The 17,412-nt window shown below is 63.5% G+C and carries 20 protein-coding genes; 8 read left to right on the top strand and 12 right to left on the bottom strand.

What is annotated here, in order from left to right:
* The first annotated feature begins 23 nt into the window (after window positions 1–23).
* Both IGW03_RS02425 and IGW03_RS02420 read left to right on the top strand, forming a co-directional pair.
* Window positions 24–791, top strand: a complete 768-nt coding sequence (locus tag IGW03_RS02425; protein WP_228534909.1) for a helix-turn-helix domain-containing protein — start codon at window positions 24–26, stop codon at window positions 789–791.
* 77 nt (window positions 792–868) lie between these two features.
* Entirely contained in the window at window positions 869–1,375 is a 507-nt protein-coding gene (locus IGW03_RS02420) for a flavin reductase family protein (RefSeq protein ID WP_194720902.1), read from the top strand.
* 12 nt (window positions 1,376–1,387) lie between these two features.
* Here the strand turns inward: IGW03_RS02420 and IGW03_RS02415 are convergent, their stop codons facing one another.
* From IGW03_RS02415 to IGW03_RS02375, 9 genes are all read right to left on the bottom strand, one after another.
* Window positions 1,388–2,455, bottom strand: coding sequence for an L-threonylcarbamoyladenylate synthase (locus IGW03_RS02415; RefSeq protein WP_438943614.1), 1,068 nt, complete (start codon window positions 2,453–2,455; stop codon window positions 1,388–1,390).
* 36 nt (window positions 2,456–2,491) lie between these two features.
* Window positions 2,492–3,685, bottom strand: coding sequence for a 5-(carboxyamino)imidazole ribonucleotide synthase (locus IGW03_RS02410; RefSeq protein WP_194720900.1), 1,194 nt, complete (start codon window positions 3,683–3,685; stop codon window positions 2,492–2,494).
* Window positions 3,682–4,185 (bottom strand): 5-(carboxyamino)imidazole ribonucleotide mutase, encoded by a 504-nt coding sequence (gene purE / locus IGW03_RS02405; RefSeq protein ID WP_194720899.1) that lies wholly within the window; start codon window positions 4,183–4,185, stop codon window positions 3,682–3,684. Before purE ends, IGW03_RS02410 begins: the two co-directional genes overlap by 4 nt.
* An 8-nt stretch (window positions 4,186–4,193) precedes the next feature.
* Window positions 4,194–5,090, bottom strand: a complete 897-nt coding sequence (locus tag IGW03_RS02400; protein WP_194720898.1) for a phosphoribosylaminoimidazolesuccinocarboxamide synthase — start codon at window positions 5,088–5,090, stop codon at window positions 4,194–4,196.
* Between the two features lie 72 nt (window positions 5,091–5,162).
* On the bottom strand, window positions 5,163–6,227 hold the full coding sequence (gene fba, locus IGW03_RS02395) for a class II fructose-bisphosphate aldolase (RefSeq protein ID WP_194720897.1): 1,065 nt from the start codon (window positions 6,225–6,227) through the stop codon (window positions 5,163–5,165).
* 21 nt (window positions 6,228–6,248) lie between these two features.
* Complete coding sequence (pyk, locus tag IGW03_RS02390) at window positions 6,249–7,682, bottom strand: pyruvate kinase (protein ID WP_194720896.1); 1,434 nt, start codon at window positions 7,680–7,682, stop codon at window positions 6,249–6,251.
* A gap of 133 nt (window positions 7,683–7,815) precedes the next feature.
* Complete coding sequence (locus IGW03_RS02385; protein WP_194720895.1) at window positions 7,816–9,006, bottom strand: phosphoglycerate kinase; 1,191 nt, start codon at window positions 9,004–9,006, stop codon at window positions 7,816–7,818.
* 77 nt (window positions 9,007–9,083) lie between these two features.
* A complete protein-coding gene (locus IGW03_RS02380; protein ID WP_194720894.1) occupies window positions 9,084–9,407 on the bottom strand; it encodes an AzlD domain-containing protein in 324 nt (107 codons plus the stop codon).
* Complete coding sequence (locus IGW03_RS02375; protein WP_194720893.1) at window positions 9,404–10,177, bottom strand: AzlC family ABC transporter permease; 774 nt, start codon at window positions 10,175–10,177, stop codon at window positions 9,404–9,406. Before IGW03_RS02375 ends, IGW03_RS02380 begins: the two co-directional genes overlap by 4 nt.
* 205 nt (window positions 10,178–10,382) lie before the next feature.
* Between IGW03_RS02375 and IGW03_RS02370 the strand changes: the two genes are divergently transcribed.
* From IGW03_RS02370 to IGW03_RS02350, 5 genes are all read left to right on the top strand, one after another.
* The gene (locus IGW03_RS02370; RefSeq protein ID WP_194720892.1) at window positions 10,383–11,303 is read left to right on the top strand and encodes a branched-chain amino acid transaminase; all 921 of its coding nucleotides are present in this window, start codon (window positions 10,383–10,385) and stop codon (window positions 11,301–11,303) included.
* A gap of 41 nt (window positions 11,304–11,344) precedes the next feature.
* Window positions 11,345–11,551, top strand: coding sequence for a zinc-finger domain-containing protein (locus IGW03_RS02365; RefSeq protein ID WP_194720891.1), 207 nt, complete (start codon window positions 11,345–11,347; stop codon window positions 11,549–11,551).
* A 181-nt stretch (window positions 11,552–11,732) separates the two neighbouring features.
* Complete coding sequence (locus IGW03_RS02360) at window positions 11,733–12,164, top strand: YybH family protein (RefSeq protein ID WP_194720890.1); 432 nt, start codon at window positions 11,733–11,735, stop codon at window positions 12,162–12,164.
* A 12-nt stretch (window positions 12,165–12,176) separates the two neighbouring features.
* On the top strand, window positions 12,177–13,133 hold the full coding sequence (locus tag IGW03_RS02355; protein WP_194720889.1) for a YheT family hydrolase: 957 nt from the start codon (window positions 12,177–12,179) through the stop codon (window positions 13,131–13,133).
* 15 nt (window positions 13,134–13,148) lie between these two features.
* Window positions 13,149–13,760: a DUF2946 family protein gene (locus IGW03_RS02350; protein ID WP_194720888.1), complete on the top strand. Its 612-nt coding sequence runs from the start codon at window positions 13,149–13,151 to the stop codon at window positions 13,758–13,760.
* A 74-nt stretch (window positions 13,761–13,834) separates the two neighbouring features.
* Here IGW03_RS02350 and IGW03_RS02345 read toward each other — a convergent pair whose 3' ends face one another.
* Window positions 13,835–15,319, bottom strand: coding sequence for a M48 family metalloprotease (locus tag IGW03_RS02345; protein ID WP_194721196.1), 1,485 nt, complete (start codon window positions 15,317–15,319; stop codon window positions 13,835–13,837).
* A 95-nt stretch (window positions 15,320–15,414) separates the two neighbouring features.
* Between IGW03_RS02345 and moaC the strand changes: the two genes are divergently transcribed.
* Window positions 15,415–15,936: a cyclic pyranopterin monophosphate synthase MoaC gene (gene moaC, locus IGW03_RS02340; RefSeq protein ID WP_194720887.1), complete on the top strand. Its 522-nt coding sequence runs from the start codon at window positions 15,415–15,417 to the stop codon at window positions 15,934–15,936.
* A gap of 6 nt (window positions 15,937–15,942) precedes the next feature.
* Here the strand turns inward: moaC and IGW03_RS02335 are convergent, their stop codons facing one another.
* Together IGW03_RS02335 and IGW03_RS02330 are read right to left on the bottom strand one after the other, a co-directional pair.
* On the bottom strand, window positions 15,943–16,524 hold the full coding sequence (locus IGW03_RS02335; protein ID WP_194720886.1) for an FHA domain-containing protein: 582 nt from the start codon (window positions 16,522–16,524) through the stop codon (window positions 15,943–15,945).
* 41 nt (window positions 16,525–16,565) lie between these two features.
* On the bottom strand, window positions 16,566–17,375 hold the full coding sequence (locus IGW03_RS02330) for a Stp1/IreP family PP2C-type Ser/Thr phosphatase (RefSeq protein ID WP_194720885.1): 810 nt from the start codon (window positions 17,373–17,375) through the stop codon (window positions 16,566–16,568).
* Window positions 17,376–17,412 lie beyond the last annotated feature (37 nt).

Raw genomic sequence — 17,412 nt, 5'->3', positions numbered from 1 at the left:
AATTCAGCTTACCCGTCCCTTCCATGCGACAAGCCATCTCCCTGGTTGATTCCCTCAAACGTGAAATGAAGGCGCGCGGCATCACCTATGCGGAACTGGCCGTGCGCATCGGCATGTCGGAAGCCAGCGTCAAGCGCATGTTCTCCCAGAAGAACTTCACGCTGCAGCGCCTGGACGAGATCCTGCAGGCGACCGGCATCGACTTTCGCGACGTGGCCATGGCGGCGCAGGACGAATCACGGCTGATTTCCGAGCTCAGCCATGCGCAGGAAAAGGAAATCATCGGCGATACCCGGCTGTTCGCGGTGGCCGTCTCGGTGCTGAACCAGCTGACGGTCGAACAGATCGTCCAGACCTACACCCTGAGCGAAGCCGAAGTCGTCAAGCACCTGGTGCGGCTGGACCGCATCGGCTTTCTAGAACTGCTGCCCAACAATCGGGTCAAGCTGCTGGTGTCGCGCACCTTCCGCTGGATTCCCAACGGCCCGATCCAGACCTTCTTTCGGGAGCAGGCCTACAGCGATTTCCTGGCGTCGCAGTTCGACGGCGACCATGAAGCGCTGCGGCTGGTCAACGTAATGCTGTCCAAACGCTCGATCGCCGCCCTGCTCGACCGGATGAACCAGCTGGCGCGCGACTTTGCGCAGCAGCATCAGGAAGATACGCGCCTGCCGTATGAAGAGCGTTTTTCGCTCAGCTTCCTGCTGGCGGCCCGGCCCTGGATGCCCGCGCTCTTCCAGGAGCTGCTGCGTCCGCCGGCGCCCGAAGCCAGGTCGATACGCCGACGGTAACTCTCACGGTCGCGGGTCCGGGCAGCCGCATGACCGAGGCTTTTTCGGCATAATGAACAAAATTTCCTGGATTCCCGATGTCTAATTCATTCCCCGGCGCGGAGCCGCCGGCATTCGATTCAACGCATTTCCGCCGGGCGCTGTCGCAGTTCGCCACCGGCGTCACCGTGATCACGACACGACTGGCCGACGGCACCTTCGTCGGCCTGACCGCCAGCTCCTTCAATTCCGTTTCCCTCGATCCGCCGCTGGTGCTCTGGAGCCTTGCTCAGGGCGCGAGCAGCATGCCGGTGTTCAGCGGCAATTCGCATTACGTCATCAATATCCTGTCCGGCGACCAGGCGATGCTGGCCGAGCGCTTCGCGATGCGCATCGACAATCGTTTCGAGGGCGTGGATTTCGAGCTGTCCTATACCGGCCTGCCCATTCTCAAGGGCGTATCGGCCTGGTTCGAATGCCATAACCGCAGCCGCTATCCGGAAGGCGACCATGTGATCTTCGTCGGCGAGGTGGAGCGCTGCGACGTGACGCCGCAGCCGGCACTGGTGTTTCACGGCGGGAAATTCACTTCCACCGGGCCGTGAGTTTGCAAGAATTTACCGGGTGTCGAGCAGGCGCTCGAGCACGCCCTTGGAATCATGGGCGGCGCGGCGCAGCCTGTCGTTCACGCCCTGCCATGCCGCTTCACGCGGCGGCGCCTGCACCAGAATGATGTCGGCGCCGACCAGGTCGGCGCTGCGCAATGCGGCATACAGGCCATATGCGTAGCCATCGGCCGAAGCCGGCAACGCAAAGGTCTCTGCGACAGAGACGCCGGATACGTCGCCGTGCGCGATGAGGGCGACCCGATTTCCGTTTGCATTCAACTGCTGCACCGCAGAGTCGAGCTCTGACGATTCGACCAGCGCCACCGGCGTGCGCGGCGCATAGTGGGCTTCCAGCGTCCCGGATGCGCGCGGCGCGGCCGCATCGGGCTGCCTCGGTTCGACGCCGATGACATCGGCAATCTGCGCCGTGCTGATATGCCCGGGGCGCAGCAGCACCGGGCCATGGGTGGCCATGCGCGAGAGATCGACGATGGTGGACTCGATGCCGACGTCGCTCTGCCCGCCGTCCAGCACGCAGGCGAGCGGACCTTCGTCCGCGGTGCCGAACTCATCCCGCACATGCTGGGCGGTGGTTGGGCTGACATGGCCGAAGCGGTTGGCCGAAGGCGCCGCCACGCCTCCCCCGCCGCCCTTGAATGCGCGCAGCAGGGCCTGCGCCACGGGATGGGAAGGACAGCGCAGGCCGATCGAATCCTGCCCGCCGGACACCGCATCCGGTATGTGGACGGCACGCTTGAGAATCAGCGTCAGCGGTCCCGGCCAGAAGGCGGCGATCAGCTTGTGCGCTTCTTCGGGAATCTCCTCCGCCCAATGGCCGATATCGGCTCCCGGCGCGACATGCACGATCACCGGATGATTGGACGGCCGCCCCTTGGCGGCATAGATGCTGGCCACCGCCGCCGGGTTTTCCGCATCGGCGCCCAGGCCGTACACGGTTTCGGTGGGAAAGGCGACCAGCCTGCCCTCTTCGAGAAGGCGGGCGGCTGCATCAATGACGTTCTGGTCGGGTTCGGACATGAGAAAAACGAAGTCTGTTTCAGCGCGCTGCGTTGGCATGCCGGCGCGCCATATCGCTGTATCGCTAGATCAAGTTCAAAGCGCGATGCCGAGAATCCGGCAAGCCGCATTGAAGCTGTCCTGCGCGGCTTCCAGCGTGGGAGCGACGAAGGTGACGTGGCCCATCTTGCGCCCGCGGCGCGGATCGTCCTTGCCGTACAGGTGCAGGTTCGCACCCGGCAAGGCCAGGACACGGTCCCAGGCCGGCTCGCGCGGCTGGTCGCTGCCGTTCTCGAACCAGACATCGCCGAGGATGTTGAGCATGACCGCCGGCGAATGCTGGCGCACGTCGCCCAGCGGCAGCATCGCCATCGCACGCGCCTGCTGCGCGAACTGGCTGGTGACGCAGGCGTCGATGGTGTAGTGGCCGCTGTTGTGCGGACGCGGCGCCATTTCATTGACCACCAGCGAACCGTCCTGCAGCACGAAGAACTCGATGCACAGCACGCCGACATAGCCAAGCGCGGCAATGATTTCGAGCGCCGCATGCTGAGCCCTGGCAGCCGATTCCGCCGACACGTTAGGTCCCGGTACGGTGGTGGTAAACAGGATGCCGTCGCGATGCACGTTCTCAGCGATCGGATAGACCACCGATTCGCCGTCGGCGCCGCGCGCCGTCAGCACCGACACCTCGTAGGCCAAGGGCAGCATCTTTTCCAGCACGCAGGTCACGCCATTCATCGCGGCGAATGCCTGGCGCACTTCGTCCTTGCTCCTGACCCTGACCTGGCCCTTGCCGTCGTAGCCCATGCGCACGGTCTTCAGGATGCCCGGAAACAGCGCATCCGGAATGGCATCGATGTCCTGCTCGCCGGCAACGACCTGGTAAGGCGCGGGCAATACGCCGGACGCCTGGCTGCACTGGGTGAAGAAACGCTTTTCCTCGATGCGGTCCTGGGCAATCGACACGCAGGACGCCGACGGCGCGACGAAGGTGCGGTCGGCGAGGAAGGCCAGGCTTTGCGCCGGCACGTTTTCGAATTCCGTGGTGACGGCCCTGCATTGCAGCGCCAGTTCGTCCAGCGCGGCCTCGTCGTCATAGCCGGCGCACAGCAGGTGGTCGGCGGCATGGCCTGCCGGGCAATCGCGCGCCGGTTCCAGCACGGCCACCTTGAAACCCATCATCTGCGCCGCATGGACGAACATGCGTCCGAGCTGGCCGCCGCCCATCACGCCCAGCCAGGTGGCCGGGGTTGCGGAGGGCAGCAAAGGTTGAAACTTGTCGCTCATGCCGGCAAAGTCATATCGAGTGCGGCCTGCGTCTGGCGGGCACGGAATGCCTGCAGGCGCTCGGCCAGTTGATCATCGGTGGCCGCGAGTATCGCGACCGCGGTCAGCGCCGCATTGGCAGCCCCTGCTTCGCCGATGGCGAAGGTCGACACGGGAATGCCCTTGGGCATCTGCACGATGGACAGCAGCGAGTCTTCGCCACGCAGGTATTTCGACGGCACCGGCACGCCGAGCACCGGCACGATGGTCTTGGCGGCCACCATGCCCGGCAGGTGGGCCGCGCCGCCGGCGCCGGCGATGATCGCCCGCAGGCCGCGCGAACGCGCCGACTCGGCATAGGCGAACATCTGGTCGGGCATGCGGTGCGCGGAAATCACCCTGGCTTCATGCGGGATGCCGAATTCCTTCAGCATCGCGACCGCATGCTGCATCACGTCCCAGTCGGAGGACGAACCCATGATGACGCCGACCACCGGCGTCGCTGCGGAAGCTGCGCTCATCTCAGTCCTCAATCCTTGAGTGTTTCACCAGTCAGGCGTTCCAGCGCCTCGCGGTACTTCGCGCCGGTTTTCTCGATCACGTCGGCCGGCAAGGCGGGCGCCGGCGCGGTCTTGTTCCAGTCCTTGAGGGTTTCCAGGTAGTCGCGCACGAACTGCTTGTCGAACGACGGCGGCGAGATGCCGGTCGCATAGGAATCCGCCGGCCAGAAGCGGGAGGAATCGGCGGTCAGCACCTCGTCCATCAGGTGCAGCGTGCCGTTGTCGTCGAGGCCGAATTCGAACTTGGTGTCGGCGATGATGATGCCGCGCGTGGCCGCATAGTCGGCAGCGGTCTGGTAGAGCCGGATGCTGACGTCGCGGATTTTTCCGGCCAGTTCCTTGCCGATGCGCTTTTCCATTTCCTCGAAGCTGATGTTCTCGTCATGCTCGCCGAGATCGGCCTTGGCCGCCGGCGTGAAGATCGGCGCAGCCAGCTTCTCGGCCTGCTTCAGGCCCGGCGGCAAGGCGATGCCGCAGACGGCGCCGGTCGCCTGGTAATCCTTCCAGCCCGAGCCGATGATGTAGCCGCGCACCACAGCTTCGACGAGGATAGGCTTGAGGCGCTTGGCCACGACGGCGCGCCCGCGCACCTGGTCCGCTTCGTCTTCCCGCACCACCGATTCCGGCGCGATGCCCGTCAGGTGATTCGGCACGATGCTGCCGAGCTTTTCGAACCAGAAGTCGGACATCTGGTTCAGCACCCTGCCCTTGCCGGGAATGGGCTCGTTCATCACGACGTCGAAGGCCGACAGGCGGTCAGTGGTCACGATCAGGATCTTGTCGTCGCCGACCGCGTAGTTGTCGCGTACTTTGCCGCGGCCCAGGAGAGGCAACGACGAGATGGTGGATTGGTAGAGACTGTTCATAAGGTTCTCAAAAAGCTAAACCGGCGGGTGCTCGCTGCACACCGCCGGTTGGTTTATTGCCAGAGTCGAATTTTACTGCACGATCTGCGCCAACTCGCCTTTTTTGTATTTTTCTGCAATCTTTTCGAGCGGGATCGGCTGGATCTTGGCAGCCTGTCCTTCGCAGCCGAAGGCGATCATGCGCGACTTGACGACCTTCTTCGCGGCTTCGCGGGCCGGCTTCAGGTATTCGCGCGGGTCGAACTTGGACGGATTTTCAATGAAGAAACGGCGGATCGCGCCGGTCATCGCCAGGCGGATGTCGGTGTCGATGTTGATCTTGCGCACGCCGTGCTTGATGCCTTCCTGAATCTCTTCCACCGGCACGCCGTAGGTTTCCTTCATGTCGCCGCCGAACTGGCGGATTTCGGCCAGCAGTTCCTGCGGTACCGACGACGAGCCGTGCATCACCAGGTGAGTGTTGGGGATGCGGGCATGGATTTCCTTGATGCGGTCGATGGCGAGAATGTCGCCGGTCGGCTTGCGCGAGAACTTGTAGGCGCCGTGCGAGGTGCCGATGGCGATCGCGAGCGCGTCGCACTGGGTCAGCTTGACGAAGTCGGCTGCCTGGGCGACGTCGGTCAGCAGCTGTTCGCGGGTCATGGTGCCTTCCGCGCCGTGGCCGTCTTCCTTGTCGCCCTTCATGGTTTCCAGCGAGCCGAGCACGCCGAGTTCGGCCTCGACGGTGACGCCGATGGCGTGCGAGAACTCGACCACCTTGCGGGACACTTCGACGTTGTATTCGTAGCTGGCGACCGACTTGCCGTCTTCCATCAGCGAGCCGTCCATCATCACCGAGGTGAAGCCGGACTTGATCGCGGCCATGCAGACCGCCGGCGACTGGCCGTGATCCTGGTGCATGACGACGGGAATGTGCGGATAGGCTTCGACCGCGGCTTCGATCAGGTGGCGCAGGAAGGCTTCGCCGGCATACTTGCGGGCGCCTGCGGAGGCCTGCATGATCACCGGCGCGTTGACTTCGTTCGCGGCTTCCATGATCGCAGTGACCTGCTCCAGGTTGTTGACGTTGAATGCGGGCAGACCGTAGCCGTTTTCGGCGGCGTGGTCGAGCAGTTGACGCATGGATACGAGAGGCATGATGTTCTCCAGACAATGAAATTAGTATTCGCCGATCTTCATGATCTTCAAGGCATTGGTACCCCCGACTTGGCCCATCGGTTCTCCCCAGGTCAGAACTATCATGTCACCTTTTTGAACTACACCTTTGGCAAGAAGCAAATCCTGCGCGCCTTTCAGCACGGCTTCCCTGTCGGTGGAATGCGCCAGTTCAAAAGTGGTGACGTTGCGGTACAGCGCGGCTTTGCGCTGCGTCGCGAGGATGGGCGTGATCGCGAAGATCGGGATATCGATATTGTGGCGGCTCATCCAGAGCGCAGTCGAACCGGATTCGGTCAGGGCTGCGATGGCTTTGACGCGCAAGTGATATGCGGTAAACAGCGCACCGTACGCAATGGACTGGTCGATGCGGGTAAATGTGGCATTGAGGAAATCGGCGTCGAGCTTGACGGCATCGGATTTCTCGGCTTCCTGGCAGACGGCGGCCATGATCTCGACGGTTTCTACCGGATACTTGCCGGCCGCGGTTTCGGCCGAAGTCATCACGGCATCGGTGCCGTCGAGCACCGCGTTGGCGACGTCGGACACTTCCGCGCGCGTCGGCACCGCGTTGACGATCATCGATTCCATCATCTGCGTGGCGGTGATGGTGAGCTTGTTCGAGGCGCGCGCCATCTTGATCATGCGCTTTTGCAGCGCCGGCACGGCCGCATTGCCGACTTCGACCGCCAGGTCGCCGCGGGCGACCATGATGCCGTCGGAGGCGTCGAGAATCTGCTGCAGCACCGGAATGGCTTCGGCGCGCTCGATCTTGGCGATCATCTGCGGCTTGTGGCGGCTTCCCTCGCCGGCGATGTTGGCCAGCTGGCGCGCCATGATCATGTCGGTGGCGCTCTTGGGAAAGGACACGGCGATGTAATCGGCCTGGAAGCTCATCGCGGTCTTGATGTCTTCCATGTCCTTGGCGGTCAGCGCCGGCGCCGACAGGCCGCCGCCGAGGCGGTTGATGCCCTTGTTGTTGGACAGTTCGCCGCCGATCCTGACGGTGGTATGGATGGCGCTGCCGACGATGCGGTCGACCACCAGCACGATCAGGCCGTCGTTGAGCAGCAGCACGTCGGCCGGCTTCAGGTCGCGCGGCAGTTCCTTGTAGTCGAGCCCGACCTGCGCCTGGTTGCCCAGCTCGCAGTCGGCATCCAGGATAAACTTGCTGCCGTTTTCGAGAAAGATCTTGCCCTGCTCGAACTTGCCGATACGGATCTTAGGCCCCTGCAGGTCCGCCATGATGGCGATCTCGCGGCCGCATTCGGCAGCGACCTTGCGGATCATGTCGGCGCGGTCGATGTGATCCTGCGCCTTGCCGTGCGAAAAATTGAGGCGCACCACATTGACGCCGGCCTTGATCATGCGGCTGAGAACTTCCGGGCTGCTGGAAGCAGGTCCGATGGTGGCAACGATTTTGGTGGCTCTGAACATGTGAAAACCTCGAGGAGCGGCAGCGGATCAACAAAAACGGCGGATGCGGCAGATGCGGCAGATGCAGCAGAGGGGGTGAAGCAGCAAAAGCATGCGGCGCACCGGAAGCCGGATGCGCCGCATCGGCTCCTGCTTACTTCGCCCGCTGCAGCAGGATGTCGACTGCGGGCAGGGTCTTGCCTTCCAGGAATTCGAGGAAGGCGCCGCCGCCGGTCGAGATGTAGCCGACCTTGTCGGCGATGTTGTACTTCGCGATCGCTGCCAGCGTGTCGCCGCCGCCTGCGATCGAGAAGCCCTTGGATTCGGCGATTGCCGTGGCCAGCGTCTTGGTGCCTTCGGCGAACTGGTCGAACTCGAACACGCCGACCGGGCCGTTCCAGACGATGGTGCCGGCCTGGGCGATCTGCTGCGCCAGCTGGGCCGCCGTCTTCGGGCCGATGTCGAGGATCATGTCGTCGTCGGTCACGTCCTTGACATCCTTGACGGTGGCTGCCGCCGTCGGGGAAAACTCCTTCGCGCATACCACGTCGACCGGGATCGGCACCGAGGCGCCGCGCTTGGCCAGCATGTCGATGATGGATTTGGCTTCGTCAACGAGATCGGCTTCGACCAGCGACTTGCCGATCTTCAGGCCGGAAGCCAGCATGAAGGTGTTGGCGATGCCGCCGCCGACGATCAGGTTGTCGACCTTGTCGGCCAGCGTTTTCAGGATGGTCAGCTTGGTGGATACCTTGGAGCCGGCGACGATGGCCACCAGCGGACGCGCCGGCTGGCCGAGCGCCTTGCCCAGCGCGTCGAGTTCGGCGGCCAGCAGCGGGCCGGCGCAGGCGACCGGCGCGAACTTGGCGATGCCGTGCGTGGTCGCTTCGGCGCGGTGCGCGGTGCCGAATGCATCATTGACGTAGACGTCGCACAGCTTGGCCATCTTCTGCGCGAGTTCGTCGCTGTTCTTTTTCTCGCCCTTGTTGACGCGGCAGTTTTCCAGGAGCACGACCTGGCCCGGCGCGACATCGACGCCGTCGACCCAGTTCTGCTTCAGTTCGACCGGCTTGCCGAGCAGTTCGGACAGGCGCTTCGCGATAGGCGCAAGCGAGTCTTCCGGCTTGAATTCACCCTCGGTCGGACGTCCGAGGTGGGAAGTCACCATCACTGCGGCGCCGGCCTGCAGCGCCTGCTGGATTGCGGGGACGGAAGCACGGATGCGGGTATCTTCAGTAATGTTGCCGGCGTCGTCCTGCGGTACGTTGAGGTCGGCGCGGATGAATACGCGTTTGCCTTGAAGTTGGTTGCTTGCGGTGAGGTCGCTCAGACGGTTGAATTGCATGGCGGGCAGACAATTATTGAAAGAATGGAAAAGCCGCTATTCTACCCCACCGCTCCTGGCCAGGAACCGTTTTCAGCTCAGATGATGACGCGGAGCAAAGTGTAGAGACCCATGCCGACGATGATGGTGCCGAGCAGGTGGCGCGTGGCCAGAAAGAAAACGGTTGCGCCCAGGCCGGCCATGAGCTTCGGGTTCATCCAGTGCAATTGCACCGCGCCGTTCATGGTCACCAGGTCCGGCATGACGATGGCCGCGAGCGCGGCGGCCGGCGCATAGCGCAGCGCATGCTGCACCTTGGGCGGCAGCTTGACCGCATGGCCCAGCAGGAAGAACGATCCGCGGGTGATGAGCGTGGCCAGCAGGAGCAGGCCGATGGCCATCCAGATTTCAATGTCGCTCATGCGGCGCCCTTCGTGTTTTCACTTGTCCTTGCCTTTTTCCTGTCGAAGATTGCATCGAAGGCCATCGCTGCCGCCATGCCGAGAATGACGGCAAGCAGCAGCCCGAGCCGGTACGGCAGCCCCGCGGCCAGTACTGCGGTTGCGCCCGCCACCACGACGCCGGCCAGGGCCGCGAGGTTGGCGGTCAGCGGGATCATGATGGCCAGGAGCGCCAGTGTTCCGGCAAAACCGATGCCCCAGCTCTGCGGGATCTGGCTCGCCAGGAGAATACCCAGCACCGAGCCGCCCTGCCATGCGAACCAGTTGGGATAGGCGATGCCGTTGAAGTAGCCGACCTTTCCCGCCGGCTCATTGACGGTACTGGCCGAAAACCGCAGCGGGAAAATGCCCATCGTCAGATCGGCGGTGAAATAGGCATGCCACAGGCGGCGATGCCATGGAAGATGGGCGAAATGCGGTGCCAGCGCCGCCGAAAAGATGACGAAGCGCAGGTTAACGACCAGCGCCGTCACGAAGATGACCCAGAGCGGCACGTCGGCCGCAATCAGCGGCAGCGCCGCCAGCTGCGCCGAGCCCGCGAACACGAGGAAGGTCATGCCCAGCGCCTGCCACAAGGTCAGTCCGCTCTTGACCATGGCCATGCCGGTCACTAGGCCCCAGGCGAAAATGCCCAGCATGGTGCCGGCGGATGCCTTTACGGCTTCGCGAAATGCCTGCTTTTCCACATCGGCGGAAGCGGCATGCTCGATATGCGCTGTTGGTTTGTTCATATTCCTGGGGTTGCGAACCTTGCAATGCCGAGAACCTTGCAATGCTCGCTGGTTGGCGACAGCCGTTGCCGCCCATGCGGGCTGCGGACCGCCACGAGGCAGGAAAGCAATGAAATTGCCGGAAGCGACATTCTACAGATGAATTTTCCCGCTCGTTGGGATCGGCTAAAATCGAGGTTTTGTCACAATTCTTTGGAGAGCTCACATGTCAATGGCCGACCGCGACGGGAAAATCTGGAAAGACGGCGAACTCATCGACTGGCGCGATGCCACCATTCACGTCCTGACGCACACGCTGCACTACGGCATGGGCGTCTTCGAGGGCGTCAGGGCCTACAAGACCGACAAGGGCACCGCGATCTTCCGCCTGAAGGAGCATACCCAGCGCCTGTTCAACTCGGCCAAGATCTTCCAGATGAAGATTCCGTTCGACATGGAAACCCTGATGGAAGCGCAGCGCCAGGTGGTGCGCGAGAACAAGCTCGAATCCTGCTATATCCGTCCGCTGGTATGGATCGGCTCGGAAAAGCTCGGCGTGTCCGCCAAGGGCAACACCATCCACGTCGCCGTCGCCGCCTGGCCGTGGGGCGCCTATCTCGGCGAAGACGGCATGTCCAAGGGCATCCGCGTCAAGACCTCGTCCTTCACCCGCCATCACGTCAACGTGTCGCTGGTGCGCGCCAAGGCCTGCGGCTACTACATCAACTCCATCCTCGCCAACCAGGAAGCGCTGGCCGACGGCTATGACGAGGCGCTGCTGCTCGACACCGAAGGCTACGTGTCCGAGGGCTCGGGCGAAAACGTCTTCATGATCAAGAACGGCAAGCTGTACACGCCCGATCTCGCCTCCTGCCTCGACGGCATCACGCGCGATGCGGTGCTGACCATGGCGCGCGACCTCGGCATCGAAGTCATCGAAAAGCGCATCACGCGCGACGAGATGTACTGCTGCGACGAAGCCTTCTTCACCGGCACCGCGGCCGAAGTGACGCCGATCCGCGAGCTCGACAACCGCCAGATCGGCGAAGGCAAGCGCGGCCCGATCACCGAGAAGCTGCAGTCGCTGTTCTTCGACGTGGTCGCCGGCAAGGCGCCGCAATACGAGCACTGGCTGACGCTGGTCTGATCAACCCTTTACGCAATCACGCAAACAAAGCAAGCACATCCATGAGCCAAGAATCACAGAAGCAGAACATGAGTTACGTCGAACTCGACGGCAGCGACCTCCCGGCCTACTGCCCGAATCCGGCCATGCCGATCTGGTCGACGCATCCGCGCGTATACATTCCGCTGGACCATCACCACACCGGCAAGTGCCCGTATTGCGGCACGGTGTACCGCCTGAAGGAAGGGGCAGTGGTCAAGGGTCACTGATCTGGCGCCGTCCGGGCGGCGGCCGGCCTGAACCGGCCGGCGCCTTCCTTTCTGCAAGCCACAAGCGCTCCCGTCCGCGCTGTTCTCCGCTTTTCATTGCACTATACTGTTTGTCTTTGGCGTTACCGTTCGTCCCTTATTCGTCGGACATCGTTCCGCCCGGAAAGGACAAAGACCTGCCATGCCCATACACAGTAAATTCCTGGAAACACCCGAAGAAACGGAAGCCGCCTTCTATGAAGCGATCAGCCGCGCCGATGTCGATGCCGTGATGGCGCTCTGGGCCGACGAGGAAAACATCGTCTGCATTCATCCGGGCGCCCCCCGCCTGGTCGGCCATGCGGCAATCCGCGCGGCCTGGGAGTCGATCTTCGAACAGGGCGGCGTGCAGATCCGCCCGGTGCAGCGGCATATCACCCAGAACATGATGACTTCGGTGCACAACATCATCGAGGAAGTGCACCGCACCGTGTCGCGCCAGCAGGACATCCACATCCTCGCCACCAATGTCTACGTGAAGACCCATGCCGGCTGGCGGCTTGCCACGCATCATGCATCGGTCGTGCCGGGCGAAGCACCGCCGGACGTTTCGGTCGCCGCCCTGCTGCATTGATCCCTGCCGGCAATGAAGTACCTTGCTCCCTCCTGGCTGCCGGGCGGCCATCTGCAGACCATTTATCCGGCGACCTGCGCGGCCAAGCCAGTGGTCGCCTACCGCCGCGAGCGCTGGCCGACGCCGGACGGCGACTTCATCGACATTGATTTCGTGGACGGCCGTCCGGAGCAGCCTTTCGTCGTGCTGTTCCATGGGCTCGAAGGCTCGTCCGACAGCCACTATGCGCGCTCGCTGATGGCGCACCTGCAGTCGCTCGGCTGGTCGGGCGCGGTGCCGCATTTCCGCGGCTGCTCGGGCGAGCCGAATCATGCGCCGCGCTTCTATCACTCCGGCGATGCCGGCGAGGTGGACTGGATCATCCGCAGGCTGCATGCGCTGCGCCGCCGGAAGCATGCCGATGCGAAATTCTATGCGGCCGGCGTTTCGCTGGGCGGCAATGCGCTGCTGCGCTGGCTGGGCGAGTCGCAGCACCAGGCCGATTTCGTCGATGCCGCCTGTGCGATTTCCGCGCCGCTGGATCTGGCCGGCGGAGGTGCCGCGCTGTCGAAGGGCGTGAACATGATCTATACGCGCGTGTTCCTGCAGACGCTGAAGCCGAAATGCCTGCACAAGCTGAGCCAGTTTCCCGGCCTGTTCGACCGCGACAGGATGCTGGGCGCGCGCAACCTCTATGAATTCGACAATATCGTTACCGCGCCGCTGCATGGCTACCGCGATACCGACGATTACTGGAACCGCGCGAGTGCCCGGCACATCCTAGATGATATTACCGTGCCCACCCTGGTGCTCAATGCAAGGAACGACCCCTTCCTGCCGGCGCGGCATTTGCCGGCAAGCGCGGCGCCCTGCGTCACGCTGGAGTACCCTGAACAGGGCGGCCATGTCGGCTTTGCGGTCGGCGGTCCGCCGGGCAGGCTGCACTGGCTGCCGCAGCGCATCACGGCGTTTCTGCAGGCGTCGGGCTGAATCGAAAGGATTTCAATGGATGATATCGTCAAGCAAGCGATGGCCAAGTGGCCTAACGTGCCCCACTGCTACGGCTGGCTGGGACTGGATGCGCGCGGCGTCTGGCGCATGCGCGACGAGCGCGCCCAGGCGCACAAGCAGCCCGGCGACAAGATTGCCAATGCCGCCCTGCTCGGCTTCATCAACCGCAACTATACGCATGATGAACAGGGCCGCTGGTATTTCCAGAACGGGCCTCAGCGCGTCTATGTGAATCTCGAGGCCGCCCCCTACATCGTGCGCACCGACCCGGCACAGGGTCTGGTGGCGCATACCGGAGAAGCCTGGCCGGCACCCGAGGCCGCGTGGCTGACCGACGGCGGCCTGCTGGTGTTTGAGGGCGGCGGCAAGGTCGGCATCATCGACGACCGCGACATGGCGCAATGCCTGCCGCAGCTGCGCATGAACGGCGCGCCGGTCGATGACGATGCGCTGCTTGCATGGCTGGCGTCGCGTGAAGAAGGCAGGCTGTTCTTCGAATACCGAGGCCGGGAATTGCCGGTGTCGTTCATCAAGCGCGCCCGGCTTGCCGAAAGATTCGGTTTCGTGGCCGAACCGCAGCCGCGGGGCGAAGAGAAAAAGGCCTGAGCCAGACTTGGCAGGCCTGGTCTGGACCCTGTGACCTCGGGACCTTGTGACCTTGGAGCCTCCGCCGCAACCGGCTAGCGCTCGCGCTGCCCTTCCTTCATCTCGTCCATCCAGCGCGCCTTGAATTCGCGCTCGCGCGCATCGATCACCGCCTGATCATAAAAGGAGGCGTCGCCCGCGCGGCGCGCGATGCCCAGCTGATCGATCGCGGCCGGCATGCTGCCGTTGATCGCGTAGGCTTCGGCCAGCGCCAGATGCTGCAGCGCCTGCTTGCCCTGGGCTGCATAGGCGCGCGCCAGCAGGTCCTGCAGCTTGGCGTCCTGCCGGTACAGCTGCGCCTGGTCGCGCAGGTAATTGATCGCCTCGTCATGCCGTCCGACCCGGATCAGGGTCTCCGCATACTGCCGGGCGATGCCGCGCGACACCGGGAACTTCGTTCTGGCGGCATCGGCTTCCTTCACGGCGCCGGCGGCATCGTCGGCCGCCAGCTTGATATCGATGGCCAGGCTTGCGAACAGGGAACTCTGCACCGGCGACGAAGCACCGTTGGCGGCGGCAAGCGATTCCTGCAGCAGGGTTTGCGCCTTGGCGGCATTGCCCTGGCGCAGCGCGATGAAGGCCTGGCCGTACTTGGCGGCCATGACCGGCGCCCTGGCTTTCTGCTGCAGCTGGTTGTCGAATGCGATCGAGGCCTCCCGCAGGCCTTGCGCCGAAGGGTCCTGCAGCACCCGTATCCGGGCCCGCGCCAGGTGGAAATCGATGCTGTCGGCGCGCTGCTTGTAACGGAGATCGCGGGTGCGGGCCTGGATGTCGGCGATCCGCTCGGTGGTCATCGGATGCGAACGCAGATAGGCCGGCGCCGAATCGGAATACGAGCGCGTCGCGTTTTGCATTCTTGCAAAGAAGGAAATCATGCCCGAGGTGTCATACCCGGCTTCGCGCAGGATCTGCAGGCCGATGCGGTCGGCTTCGCGCTCGGCGTCGCGGCTGAAATTGAGCTGGCGCTGCAAGGCCATGCCCTGCCCGCCCATCAGCAGCGCGGCGGACGTATCCGGGCTGCCGCGCACCGCCAGCGCGGCCAGCAAGGCGGCGGCGAGCGGAATCAGGGAATCCTGCTTTTGCCGCCCGAGCATGCGGGCGATATGGCGCTGGGAGACATGGCCGATCTCGTGCGCCAGCACCGACGCCAGCTCGGACTCGTTCTGCGCCGCAAGCACCAGCGCGGAATGCACGCCGATGAAGCCGCCCGGCAAGGCGAAGGCATTGAGCATGGGATCGCGCACCGGGAAGAAAAAGAAATCGTAGCCTGCCTCTCCTCTCGCCTCAGGATGCGCAACCACGAGGCTGGAACCGAAGTTGTTGAGATATTCGAGGACGGGCTCGTCATCGAGATAGTCGCGGTCGCGCTGGATGTCGCGCATGATCTGTTCGCCGAGCCTGCGTTCCATCTGCGGCGACAGCGATTCGCGCTCGGTGTCGCCGAGGCTTGGCAGGTTCTGCGCATGGCCCGGCAAGGGTTGCACGACGGCACTCGTGGCCATGACCGCCGTGAGCAGCATGGCGGATACGCGGTGACGGGAGAGGAGTTTGGATTTCACGATGCTATGATACCGCGACCTCAAACCTGCGTACCACGCATTCAAGTTTGTTACTTATGGACACAAAAGAACACACACCGGCAGGAAGCGCCGATGGCGGCCTGACCCATTTCGACGCAGCCGGCCAGGCCCGCATGGTGGACGTCGGCGCAAAGGATGAAACGCATCGCGTCGCCGTGGCGAGCGGAAGAATCCGCATGCTGCCGGAAACGCTGGCCATCGTGCTGTCCGGGACGGCAAAAAAGGGAGATGTGCTGGGCATTGCGAGAATTGCAGCGATCATGGGCGCCAAGAAAACCAGCGACCTGATTCCTCTCTGCCATCCGCTCGCGCTGACCCGGGTGAATGTCGATTTCGAGGCGGACGAAGCCTCGTCATCGATTCTCTGCACCGCCCAGGTGGAGACTTATGGCAAGACCGGCGTGGAGATGGAGGCGCTGACGGCGGTGCAGGTCGGGCTGCTGACCATTTACGACATGTGCAAGGCGGTCGATCGCGGCATGTGCATGACCGATGTGCAACTGCAATCCAAGCGCGGCGGCAAGTCGGGCGACTGGAACGCGGCGCCTTCCCCTTGAATCCGTTCAGCCGCAGCTGAATTTCATCTCGACGCCGGCGATGTCCAGCACATCGCCGTCGGCGATCCCGCAGCTCTCGCCCTCCATCGAGGCGCCGTTGACCAGCGGCCGGATTTTCCCTTCCACATGCACCAGCCGGTAAGCGCCGTCCTCGCAGACGAGAGCAGCCACGCCTATGCCGGGCCGCCCGACCGTGGTGAGCGCTTCCCTGAGCACCACTTCCTTGCCAGGCGTCGGCCCGTTCAGCAAGTGCAGACGCGCTCCTGCCGTTTTCGGCGGTTTGACTTGGGATGAGGTTGTCCCGTCTGACATGAAATGCAGCCGGTAATGCGCGAGCATGACGACATCGTCATGCTGCAGGAAATGTTTCTTGAACGGCTGGCCGTTGATCTGGGTGCCGTTGGTGCTGTTGAGATCCTCGATATAGAGTCCGTCGGGGTGGAGCACGATCCTGGCATGCATTGCGCTGATGGCAAGGTCGTCCAGCACCAGGTCGTTGTGCGGGGCGCGTCCGATGGTCATGCGCTCCTTGCCGAGCTCAAGCTCCCTGAGCACCTTTGTTCCCGAAGACACGATGATTTTTGCCACGCTGCTCCCTGCTGCGATGTATGCCGGATGTCCGCCGATGCTCAGCTGATCCACTTGAGGACACGGCTCAGCACCCCGCCCGGCTGGGAAGAGAGTGCACTCACCTGGATCAGGACCACTGAAATGTTGTCATGACCGCCCTGTGCGTTCGCCTGCGCAACCAGCATCTCGCAGGCCGTATCAAGCGAGGCGCGATGTTCCTGCAAAATGCCTTTCATGCTACCGGCGTCCAGCATGTCCGACAAGCCGTCGGAACATAACAGGTAGAGATCGCCTTCCTCGACGGCATGCACATGCAGCTCGACATCCATCTCGGGGTCGACGCCCACTGCCCGGGTCACGAGATTGCGATGCAAGGCATAAGCGGCCGACTCGGGATCGACAAGACCGGCATCGATCTGCTCCTGCACCAGGGAATGGTCTTTTGTGATCTGGACAAGTTCTTCGCCGCGCAGCCTGTACGCGCGCGAGTCGCCGACGTGCGCCAGCGTGAGCCGGTCTTCGTCGAAGACGGCGGCCACGATGGTGGTGCCCATGCCGTGACACGCGGGGTCGGCTTCGGCAGCGGCGAGAATGGCCTTGTTGGCGTCATGCACCGAGGCGTTCAGCAACTGGAGCACCTGCGTGTCCCGGCGCCGTTCGGACAGCTTCGGCAGGTCGGCCTGCAGGCGCAGGCGAACCGTATCGACCGCCATCGCGCTGGCCACTTCGCCGGCGTTATAGCCTCCCATGCCGTCGGCCAGAACGGCGAACGCATGCTCCGGACTGGCATGGATGGCGTCTTCGTTGTGAGCGCGCACCATGCCGGCATCCGTCCTGGCGGCGAACTCGAGCTTGGGTTTGGGAGACATGGGAGTGATTATACGTCCACGCCGGGCATCTATTTTC

Source organism: Noviherbaspirillum malthae, from assembly GCF_015352985.1.
Classification (GTDB): Bacteria; Pseudomonadota; Gammaproteobacteria; order Burkholderiales; family Burkholderiaceae_D; genus Noviherbaspirillum; species Noviherbaspirillum malthae.
The sequence above is the reverse complement of the archived record's forward strand: the minus strand, read 5'-3'. Positions and strand labels throughout refer to the sequence as shown.